Here is a 23554-nt window from a genome sequence, read left to right on the forward strand (position 1 = left end):
CGGAGACACGATGTCCATCGACACCGCCACGCCACCCCAGCCCCGGCAATGGGACAAGAGACGCACTGAAAAGCGGCGCCGCCTCGACGCGGTGCGCCATTACGCCAGCGGCCCCGTGCTGCAGCAGGCCGATATGGTCGCCGTGCTGGAAACCTTGCTGGCCCCGGGCGACCGGGTCGTTTTGGAAGGCAATAACCAGAAGCAGGCCGACTTCCTGGCGCGCATGCTGGCCAAAGTCAATCCTGACAAGGTCAACCATCTGCACCTGATCATGCCCAGCGTCAGCCTGCCCGAACACCTGGACCTGTTCGAGCGCGGCATCGCCCGCAAGCTCGATTTCTCGTTCGCCGGCACGCAAAGCCTGCGCATCGCCCAGTTCCTGCAAGACGGCTTGCTCGAAGTGGGCGCCATCCATACCTATATCGAACTGTATGCGCGCCTGTTCGTCGACCTCACGCCCAACGTGGTGATGGTGGCCGGCTATATGGCCGACCGCCAGGGCAATCTGTACACGGGCCCCAGCACCGAAGATACGCCGACGCTGGTGGAATCGGCCGCCTTCCGCGATGGCATCGTGATCGCCCAGGTGAACCAGATCGTCGACGACGTGAGCGAGCTGCCAAGAGTGGACATCCCCGGTTCGTGGGTCGATTTCGTGGTGCAGTCGGATCAACCGTTTTTCATCGAGCCCTTGTTTACCCGCGATCCGCGCGTGATCAAGCCGGTGCACGTGCTGATGGCCATGATGGCGATCCGCGGCGTGTATGAAAAACACCAGGTGCAGTCGCTGAACCACGGGATCGGCTTCAATACGGCCGCCATCGAACTGATTCTGCCCACCTATGGCGAGCGCCTGGGCCTGAAGGGCAAGATCTGCCGCAACTGGGTGCTCAATCCGCATCCGACCCTGATCCCCGCGATCGAGACGGGCTGGGTCGAGAGCGTGCATTGCTTCGGCGCCGAACTGGGCATGGAACAGTATGCGGCGGCCCGGCCCGACGTATTTTTCACGGGCCGCGACGGCTCCATGCGCTCGAACCGGGCGTTATGCCAGCTGGCCGGCCAGTATGCGGTCGACCTGTTTATCGGCGCCACCCTGCAGATGGATGGCGTCGGTAACTCCTCGACGGTGACCAATGGCCGCCTGGCCGGCTTTGGCGGCGCGCCCAATATGGGCCACGACCCGCACGGCAGGCGGCATGCTACGCCTGCCTGGCTCGATTTGATCGAGACCGACGATCCGCTGGCGCGCGGCAAGAAACTGGTGGTGCAGATGGTGGAAACCTTCCAGGACGGCGGCCAGCCCACCATCGTCGAATCGCTCGATGCGGTGGCGGTCGGGCAGGCCAGCGGCATGCCGCTGGCGCCCGTGATGATTTATGGCGACGACGTGACCCACGTGCTGACCGAGGAAGGCATCGCCTACTTGTACAAGGCGCGCTCGCTCGATGAACGCAAGGCCATGCTGGCGGCGGTGGCGGGCGTGACGCCGATCGGCCTGCGGCACGACCCGAAAACCACGGCCAGCCTGCGTGCCAGCGGCCTGATCGCGCTGCCGGAAGATATCGGCGTGCAGCGCGGCGAGGCAAACAGGTCTCTGCTGGCGGCAAAAAGCATCGCCGACCTGGTCGACTGGTCGGGTGGCCTGTATCAGCCACCGGCCAAATTCAGGAGCTGGTAATGACGACCATGACATTGCAAATACAACAGCGGAAAACCGGCCTGACACCGGCAGTACTGGCCAGGCAAGTGGTGCAGGCCCTGCTCGATGAAGTGACCCTGACGCCGAAACCGGGCCTGGTCGACCTGCGCAGCCGTGGCGCGCACACGGACTTGAACTGGGCCTTGATGAGCCATTCGGCCTGCACGCTGCAGCCCGTGTTTGCTGCGCTGGCCGGCGCAGGCTGGCATGCCGATCAAGATGACGACAGCCTGCGCCAGCAGATAGGGCGCATAGGCCGGCATGGCGAAGCGCTGATGATGGCGGCAACGGGCGGCGTCAACACCCACCGCGGCGCCATCTGGGCGCTCGGTTTGCTGGTGACGGCGGCCGCCCAGCTGGGCGCGCGGGGAGCGCAGCTTGCTCCCGCGGCGGTGGCCGAACGGGCCGCCGCCCTGGCCCGCCTGCCTGACCGGGGCGCGCCGCCGGAGACGGGCAACAAGGGCGAACTGGCTTGCCGCCAGTACCAGGTGGGCGGCGCGCGTGGCCAGGCCATGGCCGCCTTCCCGCACGTGGTCGATGTGGGCCTGCCTTGCCTGCGGGCCTCGCGGGCACGCGGCGACACGGAAACCACGGCGCGCCTGAACGCGCTGCTGGCCATCGTCGCGCAGCTGGACGACACCTGCGTGCTGTCGCGCGGTGGCAAAGAAGGCTTGCTGGACCTGCAGGCTGGCGCGGCGCAGGTGCTGGCTGCCGGCGGTGCGGCCAGCCAGGAAGGCAGCGCCGCCTTGCTCGCGCTGGAAGCGCAGGTGCTGGCACGGCGCGTCTCGCCGGGTGGCGCCGCCGACCTGCTGGCGGCTACCTTATTTCTCGATAGCCTCGATAACACACATGGAGTACCGCATGGAACGGCGTGAATATACTTTTGCGGCGGGTTTGCCCGCTGCCGGACGGGCCCTGGCCGGCGTGGTGGGCTCGGGCGACCTGGAAGTGCTGCTGCAGCCGCATGCACAAGGCGTAACCCGCATTGTGGTCAACACTTCGGTCGATGGCAAAGGGGCAGTCTGGGATGCCTTGCTGACCCGCGTGTTTGGCGGCGCGCTGCTGCCGGCCGCCAGCATCGTCATCAACGATTGCGGCGCCACGCCTGGCGTGGTGCGCATGCGCATAGAGCAAGCCTACGAAGAACTGGCATCGGGGGAGCAGGCATGAGCCCCCAGGAACAACTGCTGGAGCGCGACAGCTTTATCGAGCGCAGCGCGCGCAGCCGCGCCCGGGCCTTGCTGGACGCCGGCAGCATGCGCGAACTGCTCGATCCTTTTTGCGGCGTGACTTCGCCGTGGCTGCCGCAGCAGGGCGTCACCGCGCAGGCTGACGATGGCGTGGTGGTGGCCAAGGGCTTGTTCGCCGGCCAGTCTACCGTGGTGCTGGCCATCGAAGGCGCGTATCAGGGCGGCAGCATGGGCGAAGTGGGCGGCGCCAAGATCGCCGGCGCGCTGGAACTGGCGGCCGACGACAACCGCCGTGGCATACCGACGCGGGCCGTGATCCTGTTCGAGACGGGCGGCGTGCGCCTGCAGGAAGCCAACCTCGGGCTGGCCGCCATCGCCGATATCCAGGCCGCGATCGTGGACTTGCGCCGCTACCAGCCGGTGATCGGCATCAGCGCCGGCACCGTGGGCTGCTATGGCGGCATGTCGATCGCAGCGGGCCTGTGCAGCTACCTGGTCGTCACCCGCGAAGCCCGTTTGGGGCTGAACGGCCCGGCCGTGATCGAGCAGGAAGCGGGCGTGGCCGAATTCAACTCGCGCGACAAACCCTTCATCTGGAGCCTGACCGGTGGCGAGCAGCGGTATCACAGCCAATTGGCGGACGCCTATGTGGACGACGATACAGCGCAAATACGCCGTAGCGTGGCGAGCCTGTTCCAGCGCGGCCTGCCGGCACGGCACCGCAGCGACCAGGCGGACGGCTTCCTGGCCAGGCTGGCGGAAGTGGACGCCAGCGCGCCGGCAACACCGGAAACCGTGCGCAGTATTTACAGCAAAGGATATGCAGCATGAGCACCATTGAACATAGCCGTGGCGCCGCCTGGCTGGCGGCCCTGACCGACAATGCGGCCGCACAGCCGTCTTATTCCCCGTCGGTGCGCGTGGTCGATGCGCCGCTGGCCGGCCAAAGCGCCCGTTATATCGCCGTCGTGCCCGATGCCCTGAACCGCTTTGCCCGCGTCCGCACGGGTGAAGTCGGGCTGGTCGAAGGCTGGCAGCTGGCGCGGGCAGTGCAAGAGGTGCTTGAATTGGATCGCGCGCACGCCGTCAAGCGACCGATTGTCGCCCTTATCGACGTCGCCAGCCAGGCCTATGGCCGGCTGGAAGAAGCCTACGGCATCCACCAGGCCCTGGCCGGCGCGGCAGGTGCATATGCCGAAGCGCGGCTGGCGGGCCATCCCGTGATCGGCCTGATCGTCGGCAAGGCCATGTCGGGCGCTTTTCTGGCCCATGGCTACCAGGCCAACCGCCTGATTGCGCTGGACGACCCGCAGGTCATGGTGCATGCCATGGGCAAGGCCTCGGCCGCGCGCATCACCTTGCGGTCCGTCGAAGCGCTGGAAGCGCTGGCCGTAACGGTGCCACCCATGGCGTACGACATCGGCAACTACGCCAGCCTGGGCCTGCTGTGGCAAACCCTCACTGTCAGCGCGCCGGACCAACCCTCGCCAGACGATATCGCGCTGGTAGCACGGAGCTTGCAGGACGCCTTGGACGATATCAGCGCCGATCCTGAGCGTGGCCTGGCCAGCCGTCTGGGCGCACCGAACCGGCAAGCATCGCAGCGTGTACGTGAATTATTACGCCAGCAGTGGATGGGGGAGGGCGAAAACAGCTAGCAGTTTATAAAATCAACATACGAGAATACAGAGAAGACTTGAAAGTCATTCCATTCCAACGGAGACAACACCATGATTATCTACGGAACCGCATTACTGGCGATCTGCCATTTGCTCGGCATCTTCCTGGGCGACCTGCTCGGGCAGTTGATGGGCGTCAAAACCAATGTGGGCGGCGTCGGCATCGCCATGCTGCTGCTGATCTGCGCCCGCCTGTACCTGCAGCACAAGCAATGGATGCCGGCCCTGACCGAACGCGGCGTCGAATACTGGGGCGCCATGTATATCCCGGTGGTAGTGGCCATGGCTGCCCAGCAGGACGTGGTAGCCGCCCTGCGCGGCGGACCGGTGGCCGTGCTGGCCGCGCTGGGTTCGGTGCTGGTGTGCGCCTGCGCGATTTCGCTGATCAACCGCACGGAAAGCCCGGCGTCGATTGCCGCCGCCGAAGCGCTGGACATCGCCAGGGAGGCCCATCATGCTTGAGACCTTTGAAAAAGCGGCCCTGAACAACGGCCTGGTGACGGCGTTTGCCTTTGTCGGCCTGATCGTGCTGCTGTCCGGCGCGCTGTCGCGCCACCTGACCCTGGGCCGCGTGCACGGTTCGGCCATCGCCATCGTGATCGGCCTGGGCCTGGCGTACTGGGGCGGTTTGCATAGCGGTGGCCACAAGGGCCTGGCCGACCTGTCGCTGTTCGGCGGCATCGGCCTGATGGGCGGCGCCATGCTGCGCGACTTTGCCATCGTCGCCACCGCGTTCGAGGTGCAGGCGGTCGAGGCGCGCAAGGCGGGCCTGATCGGCGTGATCGCGCTCCTGCTGGGCATCGTGCTGCCATTTATCGTCGGCGCCAGCGTGGCGTATCTGTTCGGTTACTCCGACGCCGTCAGCATGACCACCATCGGCGCGGGCGCCGTCACCTATATCGTCGGTCCCGTCACGGGCGCAGCCATCGGCGCCAGTTCCGATGTGATGGCGCTCAGTATCGCGGCCGGCTTGATCAAGGCCATCATGGTGATGGTGGGCACGCCAGTGGCGGCGCGCTTCCTGCGCCTGAAAACGCCGCGCTCGGCGATGGTCTTTGGCGGCCTGGCGGGCACGGTCAGCGGCGTATCGGCCGGGCTGGCGGCCACCGACCGCAAGCTGGTGCCGTATGGCGCGCTGGTGGCGACGTTTCATACGGGCCTGGGCTGCCTGCTGGGGCCATCGCTGCTGTTCTTTGCCGTGAAAGCGGTGATGGGGTGATGATGGCATACCGGCCGCATGATTTATTGTGGGCGCGCGAACTGCCGAAGGACTCGGCCTTGCCTGAATGGCTGTGCCCGCAATGGCTGTCCATGGCGCCGCTGGTGGTGCGGCGCGCGCCAGCGGCCAGCGGACGCATTGCGGTCGGGCTGCGGGGCATGGCCCGCAGCGAACGCCACGCTGCCGAGATCGAGGCCAGCGCCGTGCTGCGCTGCGTGACGCCGGAAATGCTGGCGGCCAAGGTGCCGGCCTGGCTGGACTGTCCCGCCATCGAGGCGCTGCACCGGCTCAAGCCGCTGCTGGACGCCACCGGCTGGCAATGGGGGCCGACCGGCGGCGTGGGTTTTGCGCTGGCCAGCGGCTTGCCCGTGCTGCGGGCCGACAGCGACCTCGATCTGCTGTTGCGCATGGAGCGTCCGCCCGACGCCATGCAGGCGGCCGCCCTGCACGGCATCGCCGCCAGCGTCACGGCGTGCCGGCTCGACCTGCAGATCGATACGGGATGCGGCGGCTTTGCCTATGCCGAATGGGCGGCCGGACGCTCCCGCGTGCTGCTGAAAACGGATCATGGGCCCGTGCTGACGGCCTCGCCGTGGGAGCAAACATGAGTGTTTTGTTTACCTTTCCCGGCCAGGGTGCGCAGCGGGCCGGCATGCTGCACGCCTTGCCGGACGACCCGGCCGTGGCCGCCACCGTGGACGAAGCCGCATCGGTGCTGGAACTGGATCCCCTGGCGCTGGACACGGAAGCGGCGCTGGCCTCGACCCGCGCCGTGCAGCTATGCCTGCTGATTGCCGGCGTGGCGATGGCGCGTTCTTTAAGCGTGCAGGGCGGTGGCCCCGATATGGTGGCCGGTTTTTCCATCGGCGAGTATCCGGCCGCCGTGGTGGCCGGGACGCTCGATTATGCAGACGCCTTGCGCCTGGTCGCGCTGCGCGGGCAGTTGATGGAAGACGCTTATCCCAGCGGTTACGGCATGGCCGCCATCGTGGGCCTGGAACACGCGCCGCTGGCAGCGCTGGTGGCGCAGGTCCACAGTGCTCTGTCTCCTGTGCATATCGCCAATCTGAATGCCCGGCGCCAGATCGCGATTGCCGGCAGCGATAGCGCGCTGCAGCGGGTGATGGCGCTGGCACTGGCGCGCGGCGCCAGCAAGGCCCAGCGCCTGGCTGTCAATGTGCCGTCGCATTGCCCGCTGTTTGACGCCCAGGCGCAAGAGATGGCGGCGGCCTTTGCGCAAGTGAACATGCGCCGGCCTGCCTTGACTTATCTCAGCAGCAGCGCCACGCGCAGCCTGGCCGACCCGGCCCGCATCCGCGATAGCCTGGCCAGCAATATGGCGCGCCAGGTCAACTGGGCAGACACCGTGCGCCTGGCCTGGGAGCGCGGCGCGCGGCTGGCACTGGAAATGCCGAGCGGCTCCGTGCTGACCCGGCTGACGGCGCCGGAACTGGCCGATGGCCTGGCCATCAGCTGCGAGGACCAGCGCAGCGACAGCTTGCTGGCGATGCTGGCAGCGGCAAGGCGCACACCATAAATCCTGGCCAGGTCAGCGTTGCATGAACAGGAGATCGGCGCTGGATGCCGCGATAGAGGCCATCTTCATATCAGCCTTCTATCGCCTTGGAGACCAGCCGGTCAAACATGCGGTCGCTCAGTATCCAGCGCAGGAACAACAGCGGTGCTGCCAGCACGCCGCCGTGGTAGCGGGCCTTGGGCTGTTTGGCTTTCAGGGCTTTGACGATCAGGTCGCTGATCACCCTGGTGGGCGCTTGCCCGGTGTTTTCCTGTATCTTGCCAAAGCCTTTCACCAGCCCGGCATACGCGCCCTGGGCGGAATAGCGGCTGGCTTCCTGCGTTGCAATGCCGGCCCATTCTGATTCGACGCCGCCCGGCTCGATCACCACCACGGCAATGCCGAACGGCTTCACCTCAAGGCGCAGCGCATCGGAATAGCCTTCCAGCGCAAACTTGGAGGCGTGGTACCAGCCGCCCAAAGGCCCGGCCAGCTTGCCGCCGATAGATGAAATATTGAAGATGCGGCCGTAGCCTTGCGCGCGCATATGCGGCAGGCATAGCTGCACCAGGCGGGCCGCGCCGAACAGATTGGTTTCCATCTGGCGCCGGCCTTCGTCCAGCGGCACGTCTTCCAGCGCGCCAAACTGGCCGTAACCGGCGTTATTGATCAATACATCGATGCGGCCCTGTTCTTTGATGATCTGCTGCACGGCCGCCGCCATGGAGTCGTCATCGGTCACGTCGAGCGCCAGCACGTGGCCGCTGGCCGCCTCGATGTCCGCCATTTTATCGACGCGCCGCGCGGCGCCATAGACTGCGTAGCCTTCCTTGATCAGGCGCAGGGCAAAATCCTTGCCCATGCCGGAAGAAGCGCCCGTGATCAGGGCCACGGTTTTTTGTTTGATGCGGGTGTGTGCGTTCATGCTGTTGACTCCAGAGTTGGTGACAAAGTGGCCCGCAGATTGCTGAACGGGCAGGGTTAATATAATGTATGACTAGTCAGTCATTTAATGATTAAAAATAAAGCGCCAAGGCTGTGGTAATGCTGTTCAGTTAGCTTCATTTTTACCCCAAAAGCAAACTCCGGGGTCGGACCCTGCAGGGTCCGACCCCGGCATTCACGTCGTTGGGGTGCATAAAAATATACAGGTCTGCATCACTGAACGACATTAGCAAGTCTGAGCCTTATCACCCCAGCAAGCGCCATGCCGCCTCAAACCCCATCAGGCCATGCTGCTCCGCATGTGCCGGGTCGGCGATCATCAAGTCGACGGTCGCGTCGGCGATGGAATTGAGCAGGGTGCCGACAAAAACCAGGGGCGCATCGCGCAGTGAACCGTGCTGGCGGCTGCGTTCGATAAAAGCCGCCATGCCTGCCGTCGCCTCCATGCCAGCCTGCCGCGTTTGCGGCGTAATATCGTCCGACACCAGCAGTTGCGCCATTGCCTTGCGTTTTTCCGGCGCGGCCATCGTCCAGCGTAGCCAGTTGCGCCACAGTTGCTGCATCTGGCTACGAATATCGCGGTCGACGGGCAAGCCTTTCAAGGCAGCCGAGCTCAGGTCGACCTTCAGTTCCAGGTACAGTGCATTGAGCAGCACTGCCTTGGTCTCGAAGTAGGTGAACAGCGAGCCATTCGACACGCCGGCTTCCCTGGCGATCACGGCCGTGGGCGCACCGAGTCCCTGGCTGGCAATCACCCGGGTAGCCGCCGCCATGATGGCGCTGCGTCGTTCTTCACTTTTCGGTCTGGCCATGCTTGCTTTTATCGACGATGGATCTGTAATGGACGTATATTATAAGAGAGTGCCCAGTCAGTCAATAAATCTTGTTCGTACTAAAAAACCACCATGATGATGGACCCGGCAACGATCAGGCTGCCGCCGAGCGCCACCGGCCAGGTCAGGGTTTCGCCGAGAAAGACGATGCCGAACACGATGGCCAGCGCCACGCTGAGTTTGTCGAGCGGCGCCACCTTGCTGACCGGCCCCAGTTGCAGCGCCCGGTAATAGCACAGCCAGGACAGTCCCGTGGCGATCGCCGACAGTACCAGGAACAGCCAGCTGCGCGCGCTGATGGTGGATGGATTCTGCCATTCGCCGCGCAGTGACACGATGCCGCCGATCACGGCCAGGATCACGACGGTACGGATAAAGGTGGCCAGGTTGGAGTTCAGCCCAACTACGCCCAGCTTGCCAAACAGCGCCGTCAGGGCGGCAAACAAGGCGGAGGCGAGGGCGAAGGTGATCCAGTTCGATTGTGGGGACATTGGGGGCATCCTTTCGCGCTAAGTAATTCCCCGATGGTAGCAGGCGCAACCCGGGTATCGAGGCATTTGCGTGAAATACGGTAGTGGAAAGCCGCCGCGCCCTCATCGCCGGCGCGGCAGCTCCTGGGCGCTTAATAATTAAACTTCAGCTCCGTAAACAGCGTCCGCTGCGGGAACGGGTGATACAGGTAGTAATCGCGGTTGTTGAGGTTATCGACCCCGCCGGCCAGGCTCCACTGGCGGTTGAGCTGATAATGCACGCGCAGGTCGGCCACCAGGAAACCTTCGAAACCGGTGTAGGTGTGGCCGTTGACGTCGGTGTTGTCGACCGTGCCGTATTGCTTGCCGCTGTAGCGGGCCGCCAGAGTGATGGCCCATTTGTCGGCCGGCCGGTAAGTCGCCATGGCCGTGGCGCGCCATTCCGGCACATACGGCGTGCGCGCGCCGACCGACGTGGCGCCGGCAGTGGAGGGCACGTAGCTGCTGTTGGCCACAATGCGCGCATCGACATAAGTGACCGAGCCGCTCAGGTCCAGGCCAGGAATCAGGGCGTTCTGGCGTTCACCGACCAGTTCGATGCCGCGCTGGCGCGTCTTGTCGACGTTTTGCGTGAATGACACCGGCGTGGCGTAGCCGGTGATAAAGCTGGTTTGCGAGATCAGCGCATCGCTCACGTGCTCTTCGAACAGCGACAGGCGCAGCTTGCTGTTATCGCCGTTGCGTTCGAAAGCCAGTTCGCCCGACTTGACGTTTTCCGGCCTCAGGAAAGGGTACGCCTGTGTAAAGGTGGTGCCGGTCTGCACGTTCTGGTACAGCTCGCCCACCGTCGGGAAGCGCAGCGCCTTGCCGAACGAGAGCGTGGCTTGCCACAAGGGATCGATCTTCCAGTTCAGGGCGGCCTTCGGCGACAATCCCTTGCGCTCAATCGCCGGCTGGATGACGGCATAACCCTTGCCGTTGCTGGCCGTCGCATAGTTATAGCCGTCAAACGCCCGCCATTGCTCGTAGCGCGCGCCCAGGGTGGCCGTCAGCGCGGGCGCGATGCGCCACTGGTCTTGCAGCCACAGCGCTTCGGTACGGGTCTTGCCCAGCGAGTTGCTATACAGGCTGGTCTCGTCGCCGCTGGTCCAGTTGAGACTGTTATAAGTCGGGCTGACCAGCTTGAACTGGTCGCCGTGCAGGCCGAAGCTGAGCACGTGCGGGCCGGCAAGCCCGTCCGGATGCCAGCGTCCGCTCAGGTCCAGTGTCGACCAGCCGGTGCCGCCGGCGTCCGCAGTGCGGCCAGCACCGCCGTTCTGGCCGGCCGGGAACAAGCCGCCCGAGGTGCGCGTCAGGTCGGTGGCGTAGCGGTAATTGCTGGCCACCACGTCCCAGTCCCAGATCTGACCGTTGCGGCTTTTCACGTCCAGGCTCTGCATCCAGTGCTGCTGGGTGGTGCTGTTGGCCGAGAACTGGCCCGCCACGCTGCCGGCACTGTAGGATTTGCCGCCGATATTGACGTTGCCGCTGGCGCCGCCGTAATACGGTGCACCGCTGGCCGTGCTCAGGTAGGAGTTCGTGCCGGCGTCGGCGTCGTTGTGCCAATAGCCCAAGGTGTAGACGGCGCTGACGTTACGCGAAAAATCGTAGGCCAGCTTGAGCTTGGCGCTGTCCTGCACCGTGTGGGTGATATTGCCCGCGCCGATGACTTGTATGGCGCCATTAGTCCGGTTCAGGTCGGGATACGCGCCATTGATCGTCGGATCGCCGGGCACGGCAGGCTTGCTCGATTGGCTCAGCGTGCCGAAGGTGATCGGCTGGCTGTGGCTGTCGAGGTGCGTTGCGCTGACGAACCACGACAGTGCGCCGTCGCGGTTGCCCAGGGTGGTGCTGATATCTTGCGTGCCATAGCGGTCATTCGTGCCGTACAGGCCGAACTTTTGCGACGCCGCGTTGAGCTTGACGCTGGCCTCGAACTGTCTCGGCATGCGCGTGTTGAGCTTGACCACGGCGCCGTAGGAATTGCCGGCGTAGGCGGCCGAGTAGGGGCCGTACATCACATCGATGCTGTCGATTTCTTCCGGCGAGACCATGAACCAGCGCGGCGAACCGTTGCCATTGTTGTTATTGACCAGCGCCGACAGCATCACGCCATCGGCCATCACCAGGCTGCGCGCGCTGGCATTGATGCCGGTGGTGCGCGTGGCCAGCGGGGCTTGCGTATCGCCGTCAAAGCGCTTGCGCACCAGGATGCTGGGCAGGTATTTCAGCCCATCCTCGACATTCATGACGTTGCTGGTCTGTTCCAGCTGGCGCGCGGTGACGGTAGCTATCGTCGCCGGCGAGCGGACGTCGGTCGGATCCGGCGTGCTGCCGCTGACTTGCACGACCGGTATCGGGTCGTCGGCCCAGGCTTGTTGTACGGACAGGGCCATGCAGCTTGCCAGCAGCAAGTTGGTATGAGAAGAAAATTTCATCGGTATTCCAGGAGCAAATAGAGCAAGGATTGCCGTCTCGGCGAGCAGGCATGGCCACCATCGATATCGACGGCGGCAGCGGCAGCTCAGGCGCGGGCAGGCAAGGTAAAGTGACGTGGCTTGGCTAGCTGAGTCGGCTAGCTTGATTGACTGGTCAGGCGGCGGGTGGCGCGCGCGATTGATGGCGCGACCAGGTAAACAGCGGTTCTGGCGCGAGGTAAAACAGGGCAGGAAATAGCGCCATGCCGGCTTTCATGGGCAAGGGCATGGCAAAGGTCGTGGGCAAGGGCGGCGTGGCCGCGTCGCTGACACAGTAGGGGCAATGCTCGACGTGGTGCAGCACGGAATCGAGCGGCGACTTGACCGCGATCGATCCATCGGCATTCAGGTATTTGACGCCATCGACGGTACAGATCTCGATCTGCGTGATCTGCGGTCCGTGCGGCTGCATGGCATTGAGGGCGTGGGAAATCGACGGCACGAGCGCATTCATCAGTATCGCGAAACACGCGATCCAGATATGCAGGCGCTGCCGTCTTGTCCATTTTCCCATGGGCGGGAGTATAGCAAGAATGCCGGTAGCGGCACGGGAATTTATCCGTGCCGCTACGGTGCAGTATCAGGCAGCCTTGCTCTTGCCAGCAGCTATGCGGTTCCAGCCATAGCCAGCCACGACGATCGCCAGGATGGCCGCCTGCGCCGCCAGGGTTTCCAGGGTCGGCAGGATGCCCAGGATATCGACGCGGATGAAGTCGACGGGGCTCACGCCCACCCAGCCCGCTTCCTGCAGCGCGGCCACGCCTTTGCCCATCAGTATCACGGCCAGCACGGCCACGAAGGCGGAGGTCAGCGAGAAGAATTTTCCGATCGGCATGCGGGCGCTGCTGCGCAGCAAGGCCCAGGCGATCAGGGCAAGCAGCACGATCGCCACCAGGAAACCGCCCAGCAGGGCGCCGCCATTGCCATCGGCTGCCAGCGCCGAGTAGAACAGCACCGTTTCAAATACTTCCCGGTAGACGGCGATGAAGGCCAGGGCGAACAGGCCCCAGGCAGAACGGCGCGACATGGCCGCCGACAATTTGGCGTGCAGGTATTCCTGCCAGCGCCCGGCGCTGCTCTTCTGGTGCATCCACAAGCCCACGCTCAGCAAGACCAGCGCCGCAAACACGGAACCGAGTCCTTCGCTCACTTCCCGGCTGGCGCCGCTGATCGTCACCAGGTAGGTTGCCGCCACCCAGGTCAAACCGCCAGCTGCCAAGGCGCTGATCCAGCCTGCATGCACATAAGGCAGCACGTCGTTGCGCTTGGCCTTGCGCAAGAAGGCGATGATGCCGATCACGATCAGCAGCGCTTCCACGCCTTCGCGCAGCAGGATCGTCAGGGCGCCGACAAAGGTCGTCATCGGGTCCGCCTTGGCATCGCCCAGTTCCGCTTCCACGTGGGTAAACAATTGATGCAGCTTGTCGCCGGCCGCGTCGGCCTCGGCCACCGTGCCCTTGGCCACGGCCGAGCGATACGCCAGCATGGCGTTTTCCACCGCCAGCAGCAGCGATTTATTGCGCGCGCCGACCATCGGTTCGATCGGCTCGAAGCCGTCCAGATAGGCCGACAGGCCCAGGCGCGTGGCGGCAGCGCGGTCGCCCGCATGCATGGCGGCCAGGCTTTCGGCCAGGCGCAGGCGCGACAGGGCCAGGCCGGACGGCTTGTGCGCCTCGGCCTGGCCCGGATTGCTGCGCAGATACGCTGTCAGCGCCTGGGCTTCTTCTTCGCCCAGCTTGGCCGCCGCTGCTTCCTGCGTCAGGGTCGTCACGGCGGCCAGGTCCGTGTACAGGCTCTTGGCGCGGGCGTCATCTTTCCATAATTTTTCGCCATGCGCGCGCGCCGCAGCGTCATGCGACATGCCGCCCACGAAGAAGGCCAGGTCCCAGCGCTCGCTCTCGGACAGATGGCCGAAACTGGCCATCGAAGTACCGCCCACGCCTTGCGAAATCACCTGGTACAGCGCCATCAGGCTACGCGACTGCGCCCGCTCGGGGTCTGTAAAGGCAATCGGTTTTGGTTCCAGGCTGGCCGCCAGCGGGCCGTCGCCGGCACCGGCCGCGCCATGGCAGGAAGCGCACTGGGCCGCATACAGGGCCGCGCCGCGCGCCAGGTTCGGCAGCGCTTTGGGCGCCACGGGTATCGGATACGCGCTAATTAACAAGGCATTTGCGTGGTGCGCCAGGCGCTTGACCTCGGCCGCGTCCGCCTTGGCCATCACGGCAGCGCGCAAGTCGGCGATGGCGGCGGCAACGCCCGCCTTGGCAGCATGGGCGGGCAGGGCAGTGATCTGCGTGCCCGCGTTCTCGGTGAAATCGAGCATCTCCGCGTATTCCGCCTCGCTGACCACTTTGCCATGCTCGACGGCGCCGCTGTAATCGACGGCCACATAATCAATCAGTTGCCACAACTGCCTGGCTTCGGCCCCTTGATCCGCGCCTTGCGCCTGCGCGCCGCCCGCCAGCAAGCTGGCCGATAAGACGGCTGCGGCCACCAGCGGATTGCAGATGAGCCATTTTTTCATCTTCACGAACATGATTCTCATTCTCATTCATTATCAAGCCGACCACTATAGGACAGGCACTGCAGGGTGTCAACGGCGTGCAAGGCCAAGGAGCGTCAACCGCCTCGGACCAGTTTGCTGCAAAACGGTGTGCGTGAACGTAACCGCCGGCCTGCAGCGCCAAGAATCTTGCTAGAATAATCAGCAGATGGCTTGAGATCGATTAATATTCATTGCGACATTAAGTTTTCTCTGGAAGCACTGGAAGTATGCGAGACTTAGAGAACCTATCTTTTGCAAAGACTAAACGTTCTCTTGATGTGGCAAAGATGCCGAGACTAAAGCGCTTGGCTTTGGATTGGCATCCTGGCGCGGTTATGAATAGAAGGTTTTATGGATGAGATAAGAAACTATGCTCTTTTTCCAGATGATGTTAGCGGAGACGCGCTTTGGCGTATGCATACAAGCGGAGATGATCTGACCAAGAAGCGAGAATTCGACTTTTGGGTTGTTCCTAAAGAGCAGCACGCTATTGATTTTGCCGTAAATGGCTTGCGAAAAGGATGGAAAGTTTCGACATCAAAAAATGATGATAAAAATTTTACTTGGCAAGTAGGCATCCATGTGATGATGTTGCCAACTTACAAAGAAGTGACTGATTTCGAAGATGAACTTCAGCTATTGGCGACTCCATCCGGCGGTCATAATGATGGTTGGGGCTGTTTTGAAGCGTAATGCATCAACATCTGCTGAAACTCCCTGAAATTTTCGTGTAATCCAAGGCTATGACAGGCCGCACGTCCGTACTGGTGCTTACGTAATCATTCGGACGAGACGTAAAGAGCGCAAAATGTCGATTCGTCCGGAGCATTACATAGGTAGAGTCTCAAGTTTTAGGAACGAGCGCGGCCCCTGCCGATGAATCGCCACGACAATCGTAGACACTCCTGAGCCATAATTAGAGGCACAAGGAGAAGGTATGAGCGGAAAGCGGCACACAGACGTCCGTTGAAGTAAATCTGCAACTTCCCTTCATACGATTCTCCTGCCAAAATCACCGTGTTGAGCGCGGAGAGCTGCATTTTTAGTTCATAAATTCTTGAAGTAAAAGTGATACATGCCGAAGATTTGCAATAAATCTAGAACTTCCCGTAGGTACTCCAACCATTCCCTTTGTCCTAAAAGAACCTGGGATGCACTGATCGGACATTTCCTCCTTGACATCACGATAACTTGAACTATTTTCTATTGGTCAGATTGTGAAAACGAAAGGCGGTACGGAATGCAAATCCGGTTCGACCTCCCGATGGAAACTCGTCGCCCCACTGGCAAGTCACAGCGCTTCGACGTTTTCGGTCTCAAGATCGGCCGTCCCCTGACCCTGTTTCACCGTAATACTGTTAACGCGTGGATCGGGTTGGAGTGTGATCCGGCCGTTACCTATTATTGCGAACGGCCTCTACTAATCAACGATGCACCATTCAAGCGGCTCATCGACTTTTATGCGATCCGAAATGGAGAGGAGGAAGTACTGTTTGTCCTCACCGAAGCGGAGACGCAAGATATGCCTGTCGATGACGCTTTCGGGCCAGGCTTTGTGAACTGGTGCCGGCAGAGCGAAATAGCGATCAAAACCGTCAGCCCCCAAGCGACTTTTGGCGATCCTTGGGCCACTGAAAATTGGGCTCAGCTTCTACGTGACCTGGCAGCTTTCGGCAGATATGTTCCTGTCCAACTGGTCGATGCGATCCGCCACGAGCTCACCGTACCTCAGACCCTAACGCAACTTGAACTGCTGTTCCCGTCAGTTGACCCGCTATTGTTGAAAGTCGCGTTGTTCAGCTTGCTCCATAAGGGGGTGGCCACGTGTCCAAGCTTGGCCTCACAGCCCTTTTCATCGGCCTTGCCATTTGTGGTGATATGAAGATTGAACTGGAATTCGGTCGTAACCGATTTGATCGAGCTTCGATCCCAGATACTTTTCGCCTTATGGAGGCATGGCCGAGCGTTGACGTCTCCGCGCTCTCCGAAGACCAGCGCCAGGTGTTCGATCGGCGGGTAAAAGCGCTCACTCTCTACCTTACTGTGCCCGAAAAGTCGGTCGCAGCGATCAGCTCGGAAACAGGCATAGACCGTGCAACGCTGCTCCGCATCTTTCGTCGTTGCACGTCCATGCACGAGGACGGCAGAATATATGGATACCGCGGCGCATTGCGCTACGCGCGAATAAAGGAATACGAGCGGTACGCTCCGGTTAGCTTTAACGGCCGGGGCAAGGCAGGCGCGTTCAGGCAGTTGCTGCAGCGTTACCCTAGTATCGAAGCCTCGCTCAAGCGTGCGTTCCTGGAGCGAGGTCGTCAGATTACCACGGAACGTGAGATACGTAAGTCCATGAGGTCAATCCACATGGCGTTCCGGAAGCACTGCCGAGAGGCGGGGGTTAAAGCGAACGAATACCCGTTCACCGAGGCAAGGCTGGGCATTCGATCCTTGTACGCCTACTTTGATTCCCTCGCAAAGGAGTCATTTGAGATGTCAGTTAAACACTCTGGCGGTTCGTCCGCTCGTGCTGTTCCCACCATCATGCCGCATGTGCCGGCAGCGACTCGTGCGTTTGAAGTTGTGGAATTCGATGGCCACAAGATCGATCTCCGCCTGACTGTGAAGCTGCGCGGCAGTACGGGAATCGAGCAGCTTGTGGAAATGCACCGGATTTGGATCCTGGTAATTCTCGACATCGCGACACGGTGCGTCGTCGGCTACCACCTGGCGCTCAGTCGAGAATACTCCAAGCATGATGTTGCTTGCGCACTTCAAGCGGCGCTCACACCTTTTAGGCCGCGGCAATATGGCATCCCAACGCTTGCGATACGCGAGGGCGGCGGATTCCCGTCTGCAGTGATCGAAGAAGCGCAATTTGCTTGCTGGGACTGGTTCAGATGCGATAATGCGAAGTCGCATCTTGCGGCCGACACCATCAGTCGATTAACTCGCACTATTGGCTGCTGGCCTCACTTTGGCCCACCAGGCCAGCCGAATGACCGTCCCCATATCGAACGTTTCTTTCACTTGGTTTCGCGCCATTTCGCGCACAAGTTGCCAGGCAATCTAGGTAGCAATCCCCAAGCTATTGAGCGAGAACTCAGTGACCCGAAAGGCAATACTCGCTTGCTAGTTACGCTCGACGAACTCGAAGACATGATCGAGGTGCTTTTAGCCGACTATAACGGCGAGCCCCATCCCGGCCTAGACGGACACACACCGCTTGAGGCCATGGCTATCTCGGTGGCACGAAACAAAGACCGAATACGTGTGATGCCAAACGTCGCACGTACAAACCTATGCTTGTTACAAGAAGCAAAGCTGGTCACGGTGAAAGGCACGCCTCTCAAAGGCTTACGGCCACATATAAATTTTTGCAATGTTCGCTATACCAATCCAATTTTAGCGAGTAGTCCGGCATTGATCGGGAAAAAGTTGCGAATGTACTTCGATCCTCGCGATATCCGTACAGTGAAAGTGTTTTTCGAGGACGGTACCGAACTTGGCATTCTTACTGCTGCGCGGCCGTGGGGTATCCCACCACACTCGCTTAAAGTGCGACAGGAAATTTTCCGCCTGCTCGCCGAACGCAAACTTGAAATCCGCGAAGGCGACAACCCCGTCGAAGCGTGGGTTCGCCTCCGAATGGGGCAGCGCGATCGTAAGCTGGTTGCCGGCCAACTCGCTAAACAACAAAGACTTGAGGATGCTAATGGAAAGTTGAGTCCTGCCGATGCCGATCAGACGGAACCCTACATATCCTTGCGACCGGCGCCGCTTGGCGAACGTCCGCCCACCGACAACACGAGAAAAGCGGCGAAGGCTGGCGAAGCATTGCCTAAGGACAAAGCGGTGCCTCTCAATCTTACGCTGCGCAAGACGTTCACATTCTAGGAGGCAGTATGGATATGACATATCAGCGGCCTATCAGTATTGATGATCACCCGATTATCGGCAAACGCTACCTCGTACCGACACCGACCATTGACGAAGTCACAAAGCGCGTTGTCAAGCAAATCCGCCTTCGCAGTCCTGGTGCGATCCTGTACGGTTATCCCCGGTTTGGGAAAACCTCAGCAATCAGATACATCATTCGTTATTTGATGGAAATTTTTCCGGATGCAGTTTGTATCAATTTCCGGTGCGAAACACACAAATCAGGTTCGGAAGATGCGTTTCTCTCTGCGCTGCTGGCAGCTGCCGGACATACTGAACCCTTAGCCGGCCGAGTCTCACGTAAGCGCATGCGTTTGATTGAACAAATCTGCGAGCTCGCAGACCGCGCGGGTAAGGACTGGATCGTGTTTTTTGCCGATGAAGCGCAGAAGCTGCAAGTATTGGAATACGAGTGGTTGCGAGATGTGCACGATCAGCTTGAACTCAAAGGTATTCGGATGATCACAATCTTGGTCGGTCAACCGCAGATTCTCGATCAAAAATCAGCGTTGCGCCAATCACTTGACACCCAGATTGTCTTGCGGTTCATGGTCACCGAGATGAGATTCGGCGGTATAAGATCGGCAGAGGAAGTGGCCACATGTCTTCTCGCGTATGATCAGTCTTGCTTCCCAGCCGATAGTGCCTGGCAATTTACCCGCTTCTTTTACCCGCGAGCTTACGCGGCTGGGTTGCGGCTCGCGGATCAGGCCGATGCGGTTTGGTCCGCGTTCGAGCGAGCTCATCTAGGAGCTGGTTTTAGTGGGCCAATCGAAATTCCAATGGCCTACTTTGCGAGGGCCGTTGAGTGTGCTCTCTCGGAGTATCATGAATATGATAGCGACGACTTCAGCTTTTCGTCAGTAATTTGGGATTCGGCAGTGCTGGACTCTACCTATGTGCTTGCTTGCGAAGAGATCAGGCTTGGTCTCCCGCTGCCCAAATGGGTGTAGCGGTGAAGATTCTTCTGGATACATTCGCACGCAAGACCCCGCAGTGGTGTTGGAGGCCAGAATGGTCTACTGGATACGATTCAGCGTTTGGCCTACTCATGAAATTTGCATATCTTAATGCGCTAACAGCAAAGGAGATTGCGAACGTATTCGTGAGCAGGACGTGCAAGCGCCGAACTGTGCTGCTACGAACTGTTAATATCGATCTGCGTGACGACGCTGTTTTCGACTTATCCGCCATTGGTGCTGCGATGAGCACCAGCCCGGTCAAACTCGCCGACGCATTTCTCTTCAGCCAGTTCCCTGGCCATAGTGCGTCTTCCGAAAATTTAAAATGGTGCGAGCAGTGCATGGCTTGGGGTTTGCATCTACCTCTTACTCAAATGAACGCTGTCAGTCAATGTCCAATCCACAACCAGCCTCTCATTTCCCGCTGCAGGCGATGTAATGAAACCATTCCTTATAAACTCTGTGCTGCTGTTTTTGACAACCCTTTCAAATGCCCACGGTGTTCAGAGGAACTGGGACCCAGGATCATGGCGGCGCGCAGCTGGGTTCCGGAAGTGCGCTCGGAACACATCGCCAGAATTAGCTTAATGCACAAGTATGTGACCGAAATAGACCACCTTCAGGCTGTTTCGCAGACCGTGCCGATGGTCACGGGTCAATGCGGTGACCTGGGCCTGCATGGCAAACGCGAACACCAATCGACTGGATACATCACTTTTGTTGGGCAGGTTCTCGACGAGATGGCGAGCAATCACGGCCAGTACTGTCTGCCCCTGACTTCTTTATCAAAGGCCAGTTGTGGGTGTGGTTCTGCTAGCGAGGACCGGCTGCTTGAGCGACTTGGGCGGAATACTCAGAATACAACGCCGGATAGGTTTCAGACTAGCGAAGAGATGCGCGTTGCTCTGCAAGTCTATCAGGCCTTAAAACGGCGAATGAAACACAAACTCGGCGGACATCGTCATTGCGTTGTTGCTGTATGCCGGCATATCTGGTGGGACATGCGAGGTGCCACTACGGCAAGTTTTTGCCCGAGCGCGGCAGCGTACATTCGTTGGCGCATGCTTTGGGAAGGATGCGGCACGCCAAGATATCTCGACGCTACAAAGCGTAAGGAATACTACGGGATACTGGGATGGCTGCAGGCTCGCCCTGCACCATATCCGGACGAATGGCCAATTGCACGAAAGGAATGGATGCTTGCGCATATCTTTGCCAGCGTTTGCTTAGCGAGCTACAGCGCACTCGAAAGCGAAGTAACTGTAGCGGAAGGCACATCAATGGTCTGGGAAGCGCAGTCGTCCGCGGTACAGGCCGTCACCCACTGGGTTCTTACACGTGCCGATTCTAGGGATGGCATCCCAATCATATTCACACCTTTCAATGGTTTACTTCGCGGATCGTCGCCAGCACGTGTCAGTAAAGCGCATCATCAGTGGCATGCCACTCAACTGAGTCAAATTTGTCGCTGAAATCTCATGGCAAGTTAATCGTCGACCAAGAGCCTCAATTGTGTGGTTGCGTTCGTTTGCTCCCACGCTGTTTGACCCGCCTTCCAGCGCTTGGCAAACGCTGGCACGCGGTCGTATGACCCTGCATAGGCCAGCTCTTTCAGGTTCTCATAGATTTGCTTCAAATTGCGCCGCTGCTAACACGGCTTAGTCGTCTCGGCTTTGATCCACCCGGATAGTTGCAGCGAGTATTTGTCTAATCCGCTAACTGATCGCCGCTCTGCATATAATGACTCAGCGGTTTCCGATCGCAGATAGCGCCGGACGGTGTTTCGTGAGATGCCGAGGCGTTTGGCAATTTCTCTCAACGGAACTTGATCCCGAAGGTGTCCGCCACCGATAGCTCCAGAGATGCTTCATCAAGCTTGAGCAAGATGTCGATCTCGCCGCAGTCAGGCGTATATTTCACAGCGTTGTCGAGCAGATTGGTACATGAACATGATGCTCACGATTCTCCACTCCCTTCAGCAGTAAGCTGTCTTGCTAAGTGCCATTGCAAGAAAACCATCTTGAGAATGAACCACCAGGTGTAGAGACCGATGAAAGTATGGCAGCTGCCTGAATTTGCGAGGCCGTGTGCTATATCATTCCTATAATTCGGCCCAACTTGGGCACACATCAGGGCTCTAATCCCGAATGTTGCGTTAGGACCGAACGTGCTCAGCATTTGCGGGTCAGCAACTAGAGTAGATAGACCGACCTCCATCGAAATGCCATCGATGTCAGTCCTCGCAGTTATAACACCGGCGTTTTTCAGGAGACCCCGAACGATGTTTTCGAACTGTGGCAGTAGGATATGCAGAGATGTAACGAAATCGCGCTGATAGCCAGCATACAGGCCTTGTGCTACGGCATCTGAATGGGACAGCGGTACGATTGGGCATTCGCTTGCGATCACCTGGAAGTCGTACAAGGACAGTGAATGCTCCATATAAATCTGGGACAAGGAGGGGCTGAGTGCCGCCTTGGCTGTAAGTTCAGCATAAAGCACAAATGCCTTTATGGCCTTCATTTCCATGACATCGGCATCCTTATCCTCATCACCAGTCAATGGTCCCACCTTCATTATTTGCCGCCCATCGGCCGCTAGATGAGTGCTGCCCATGATGGAGTCCATAACTCCAACCTTTGCGACTTCTTTTGCTTGCGCTAGATAGCGTGTACGTGAAGGCCACGGATCGAGTTCCACAAACTCCACCAAAGCTTCCAAGGCGCTCTTGCCACGAACGCGGCTGACGGCGCTCTCGACCATCTTGGCGAAGTCAATACTCGGTCCTGAGATCCGCACGATCTGCATTTCACTAATCGCAGCCATCCCGGCTGCCTCGAGTTTCCCAAGCACACGGTCGATTGCCGCGCGCACCTGCAGCGCTCTATGATACTTGCCGTCGATCTCCCGGTAGTAGCGTAGTGCATCCGTATAAAAAGACTGACTCTGCAGTCCCGACATCAAACCGTCGGCGGTAGTTTCCGTCACGACCGCCCGTTCGTTCAACATAGCCGCGGCGCCTTCTGCATTATCTGTACGGCTATACCAATAGGCGGCGGCCTGGTACATATGTACCGCCATAGAATAGCGACTTTGGGATTTATGGCCGTCAGCAAGTTGTCGAAGATGGGAAGCGGTGACTGCAGCATGCGTGTCAATCTCTTCAGCCCGCAAGGGGCGCAAATACCAAAGTGGGGTTGCATCCATTGCACCCTCACACGCCTTCTCAAAGGCGGAAAATAGGGCATTTACTATCAGATCAAGGCGAGCACCAATTCCGGTACGGAAGGACAGCGCCAGGGCTAGTGCTCGATGCCAGTGTTGTTTGCCGCCATCAAACCAGCTGTCGGGATCAAGAGACGTGACCATATAGGCGTCGATCGCTGCGATAACATGGTCGATCCGGCGTTTCCGGATCATCAGACCAACTATGTCCGCTAAATGTGCTCGTCGAGCCGCTGGCTTTATCTGATTGTATGCATCCGCGAGCAGTTGAATATGTTCCTGAGGCAGGTGGTACGGTTTTGCCGAAGTATTCCCATTAGACAGTCTGAGTGAGGGCTGAAACGGTTCAGTCTTGTTACCCGCATCGAGGCGCATTGAGTAACAACTCTTCAACAATTGGGCAACCTCAGCCTGGCCGGCCAAACCGGACGCTTTTTTGGTGACCATCAGAGCATCTAAGGCGGCCAAAAGCGCGAACGACTCTTGGCCTTCGGAATCGTTGATAACATCGAAAGCTCCGCTGTCGAGCGCGTCCTGTAGGGTGATAGGGAGGAATTCCTGAGCGACTGGATCGGGCATGTTAGAGAGGGGTAATTGGAATGATCAGACTACAATGTTATCAAAAACTGACGGACCGCAGGCGGATGGCTCGCAGGGGTGGCCTCAGGTACGCTTAAGAGCCCCTGGGGCATGTTTACAATAGTAAGCGTGGTGCAAAGCCGGCGAAAAAATTGGCATAGATGCGCATCAAGGAAGTCTTGGGATATCAGCTTACCTGCATCGCTTGCAAGTGCGAGGTGTCTATAGGGCACTCAA

Annotated in this window: 22 protein-coding genes; 14 read left to right on the forward strand and 8 right to left on the reverse strand. The window is 60.0% G+C overall.

The features are described from left to right. Window positions 1–10 precede the first annotated feature (10 nt). From mdcA to mdcH, 9 genes are all read left to right on the forward strand, one after another. Window positions 11–1681: a malonate decarboxylase subunit alpha gene (gene mdcA, locus ACL9RI_RS25200; protein WP_422729214.1), complete on the forward strand. Its 1671-nt coding sequence runs from the start codon at window positions 11–13 to the stop codon at window positions 1679–1681. After that, the gene (locus ACL9RI_RS25205; protein ID WP_422729215.1) at window positions 1681–2577 is read left to right on the forward strand and encodes a triphosphoribosyl-dephospho-CoA synthase; all 897 of its coding nucleotides are present in this window, start codon (window positions 1681–1683) and stop codon (window positions 2575–2577) included. Before mdcA ends, ACL9RI_RS25205 begins: the two co-directional genes overlap by 1 nt. Beyond that, on the forward strand, window positions 2564–2872 hold the full coding sequence (locus ACL9RI_RS25210) for a malonate decarboxylase subunit delta (protein ID WP_422729216.1): 309 nt from the start codon (window positions 2564–2566) through the stop codon (window positions 2870–2872). The genes ACL9RI_RS25205 and ACL9RI_RS25210 overlap by 14 nt, the downstream gene beginning before the upstream one ends. Next, the gene (locus tag ACL9RI_RS25215) at window positions 2869–3723 is read left to right on the forward strand and encodes a biotin-independent malonate decarboxylase subunit beta (RefSeq protein WP_422729217.1); all 855 of its coding nucleotides are present in this window, start codon (window positions 2869–2871) and stop codon (window positions 3721–3723) included. Before ACL9RI_RS25210 ends, ACL9RI_RS25215 begins: the two co-directional genes overlap by 4 nt. Continuing rightward, window positions 3720–4550, forward strand: coding sequence for a biotin-independent malonate decarboxylase subunit gamma (gene mdcE, locus ACL9RI_RS25220; RefSeq protein ID WP_422729218.1), 831 nt, complete (start codon window positions 3720–3722; stop codon window positions 4548–4550). Before ACL9RI_RS25215 ends, mdcE begins: the two co-directional genes overlap by 4 nt. A 72-nt stretch (window positions 4551–4622) precedes the next feature. Further along, window positions 4623–5033, forward strand: coding sequence for a malonate transporter subunit MadL (gene madL / locus ACL9RI_RS25225; RefSeq protein WP_422729219.1), 411 nt, complete (start codon window positions 4623–4625; stop codon window positions 5031–5033). Next, on the forward strand, window positions 5026–5790 hold the full coding sequence (gene madM, locus ACL9RI_RS25230; protein ID WP_422729220.1) for a malonate transporter subunit MadM: 765 nt from the start codon (window positions 5026–5028) through the stop codon (window positions 5788–5790). Before madL ends, madM begins: the two co-directional genes overlap by 8 nt. Then, window positions 5790–6398 carry a malonate decarboxylase holo-ACP synthase gene (locus tag ACL9RI_RS25235; protein ID WP_422729221.1) on the forward strand — a complete coding sequence of 203 codons (609 nt, stop codon included), beginning with the start codon at window positions 5790–5792 and terminating at the stop codon, window positions 6396–6398. The genes madM and ACL9RI_RS25235 overlap by 1 nt, the downstream gene beginning before the upstream one ends. Beyond that, on the forward strand, window positions 6395–7327 hold the full coding sequence (mdcH, locus tag ACL9RI_RS25240) for a malonate decarboxylase subunit epsilon (protein WP_422729222.1): 933 nt from the start codon (window positions 6395–6397) through the stop codon (window positions 7325–7327). The genes ACL9RI_RS25235 and mdcH overlap by 4 nt, the downstream gene beginning before the upstream one ends. A 70-nt stretch (window positions 7328–7397) precedes the next feature. On the opposite strand, the gene ACL9RI_RS25245 is transcribed toward mdcH, so the two are convergent. The 6 genes from ACL9RI_RS25245 to ACL9RI_RS25270 all read right to left on the reverse strand — a co-directional run bounded on the left by ACL9RI_RS25245 (window position 7398) and on the right by ACL9RI_RS25270 (window position 14594). Beyond that, the gene (locus ACL9RI_RS25245) at window positions 7398–8231 is read right to left on the reverse strand and encodes an oxidoreductase (RefSeq protein WP_422729223.1); all 834 of its coding nucleotides are present in this window, start codon (window positions 8229–8231) and stop codon (window positions 7398–7400) included. 265 nt (window positions 8232–8496) lie between these two features. Next, entirely contained in the window at window positions 8497–9063 is a 567-nt protein-coding gene (locus ACL9RI_RS25250) for a TetR/AcrR family transcriptional regulator (protein ID WP_422729224.1), read from the reverse strand. Between the two features lie 80 nt (window positions 9064–9143). Then, on the reverse strand, window positions 9144–9575 hold the full coding sequence (locus tag ACL9RI_RS25255; protein ID WP_422729225.1) for an EamA family transporter: 432 nt from the start codon (window positions 9573–9575) through the stop codon (window positions 9144–9146). Between the two features lie 131 nt (window positions 9576–9706). Continuing rightward, on the reverse strand, window positions 9707–12031 hold the full coding sequence (locus ACL9RI_RS25260; protein WP_422729226.1) for a TonB-dependent receptor: 2325 nt from the start codon (window positions 12029–12031) through the stop codon (window positions 9707–9709). Between the two features lie 154 nt (window positions 12032–12185). Beyond that, window positions 12186–12584 (reverse strand): DUF2946 domain-containing protein, encoded by a 399-nt coding sequence (locus tag ACL9RI_RS25265; protein WP_422729227.1) that lies wholly within the window; start codon window positions 12582–12584, stop codon window positions 12186–12188. Between the two features lie 66 nt (window positions 12585–12650). Then, entirely contained in the window at window positions 12651–14594 is a 1944-nt protein-coding gene (locus tag ACL9RI_RS25270) for an FTR1 family protein (RefSeq protein ID WP_422729228.1), read from the reverse strand. Window positions 14595–14966: 372 nt separating this feature from the next. Between ACL9RI_RS25270 and ACL9RI_RS25275 the strand changes: the two genes are divergently transcribed. The 5 genes from ACL9RI_RS25275 to ACL9RI_RS25295 all read left to right on the forward strand — a co-directional run bounded on the left by ACL9RI_RS25275 (window position 14967) and on the right by ACL9RI_RS25295 (window position 20985). Beyond that, window positions 14967–15308 carry a ribonuclease E inhibitor RraB gene (locus ACL9RI_RS25275; protein ID WP_422729229.1) on the forward strand — a complete coding sequence of 114 codons (342 nt, stop codon included), beginning with the start codon at window positions 14967–14969 and terminating at the stop codon, window positions 15306–15308. A 547-nt stretch (window positions 15309–15855) separates the two neighbouring features. Continuing rightward, window positions 15856–16497 carry a hypothetical protein gene (locus ACL9RI_RS25280; RefSeq protein ID WP_422729230.1) on the forward strand — a complete coding sequence of 214 codons (642 nt, stop codon included), beginning with the start codon at window positions 15856–15858 and terminating at the stop codon, window positions 16495–16497. Further along, window positions 16440–18509 (forward strand): Mu transposase C-terminal domain-containing protein, encoded by a 2070-nt coding sequence (locus ACL9RI_RS25285; protein WP_422729231.1) that lies wholly within the window; start codon window positions 16440–16442, stop codon window positions 18507–18509. Before ACL9RI_RS25280 ends, ACL9RI_RS25285 begins: the two co-directional genes overlap by 58 nt. A gap of 8 nt (window positions 18510–18517) precedes the next feature. Next, window positions 18518–19504 carry an ATP-binding protein gene (locus ACL9RI_RS25290; protein WP_422729232.1) on the forward strand — a complete coding sequence of 329 codons (987 nt, stop codon included), beginning with the start codon at window positions 18518–18520 and terminating at the stop codon, window positions 19502–19504. Between the two features lie 98 nt (window positions 19505–19602). Continuing rightward, window positions 19603–20985, forward strand: coding sequence for a hypothetical protein (locus ACL9RI_RS25295; RefSeq protein WP_422729233.1), 1383 nt, complete (start codon window positions 19603–19605; stop codon window positions 20983–20985). Window positions 20986–21161: 176 nt separating this feature from the next. Here the strand turns inward: ACL9RI_RS25295 and ACL9RI_RS25300 are convergent, their stop codons facing one another. Further along, window positions 21162–21377, reverse strand: coding sequence for a helix-turn-helix domain-containing protein (locus tag ACL9RI_RS25300; RefSeq protein WP_422729273.1), 216 nt, complete (start codon window positions 21375–21377; stop codon window positions 21162–21164). Window positions 21378–21469: 92 nt separating this feature from the next. Continuing rightward, window positions 21470–23317 carry a DUF4209 domain-containing protein gene (locus ACL9RI_RS25305; RefSeq protein ID WP_422729234.1) on the reverse strand — a complete coding sequence of 616 codons (1848 nt, stop codon included), beginning with the start codon at window positions 23315–23317 and terminating at the stop codon, window positions 21470–21472. Window positions 23318–23554 lie beyond the last annotated feature (237 nt).

The sequence above is a fragment of the Janthinobacterium sp. Mn2066 genome, assembly GCF_049319705.1.
GTDB lineage: Bacteria > Pseudomonadota > Gammaproteobacteria > Burkholderiales > Burkholderiaceae_D > Janthinobacterium.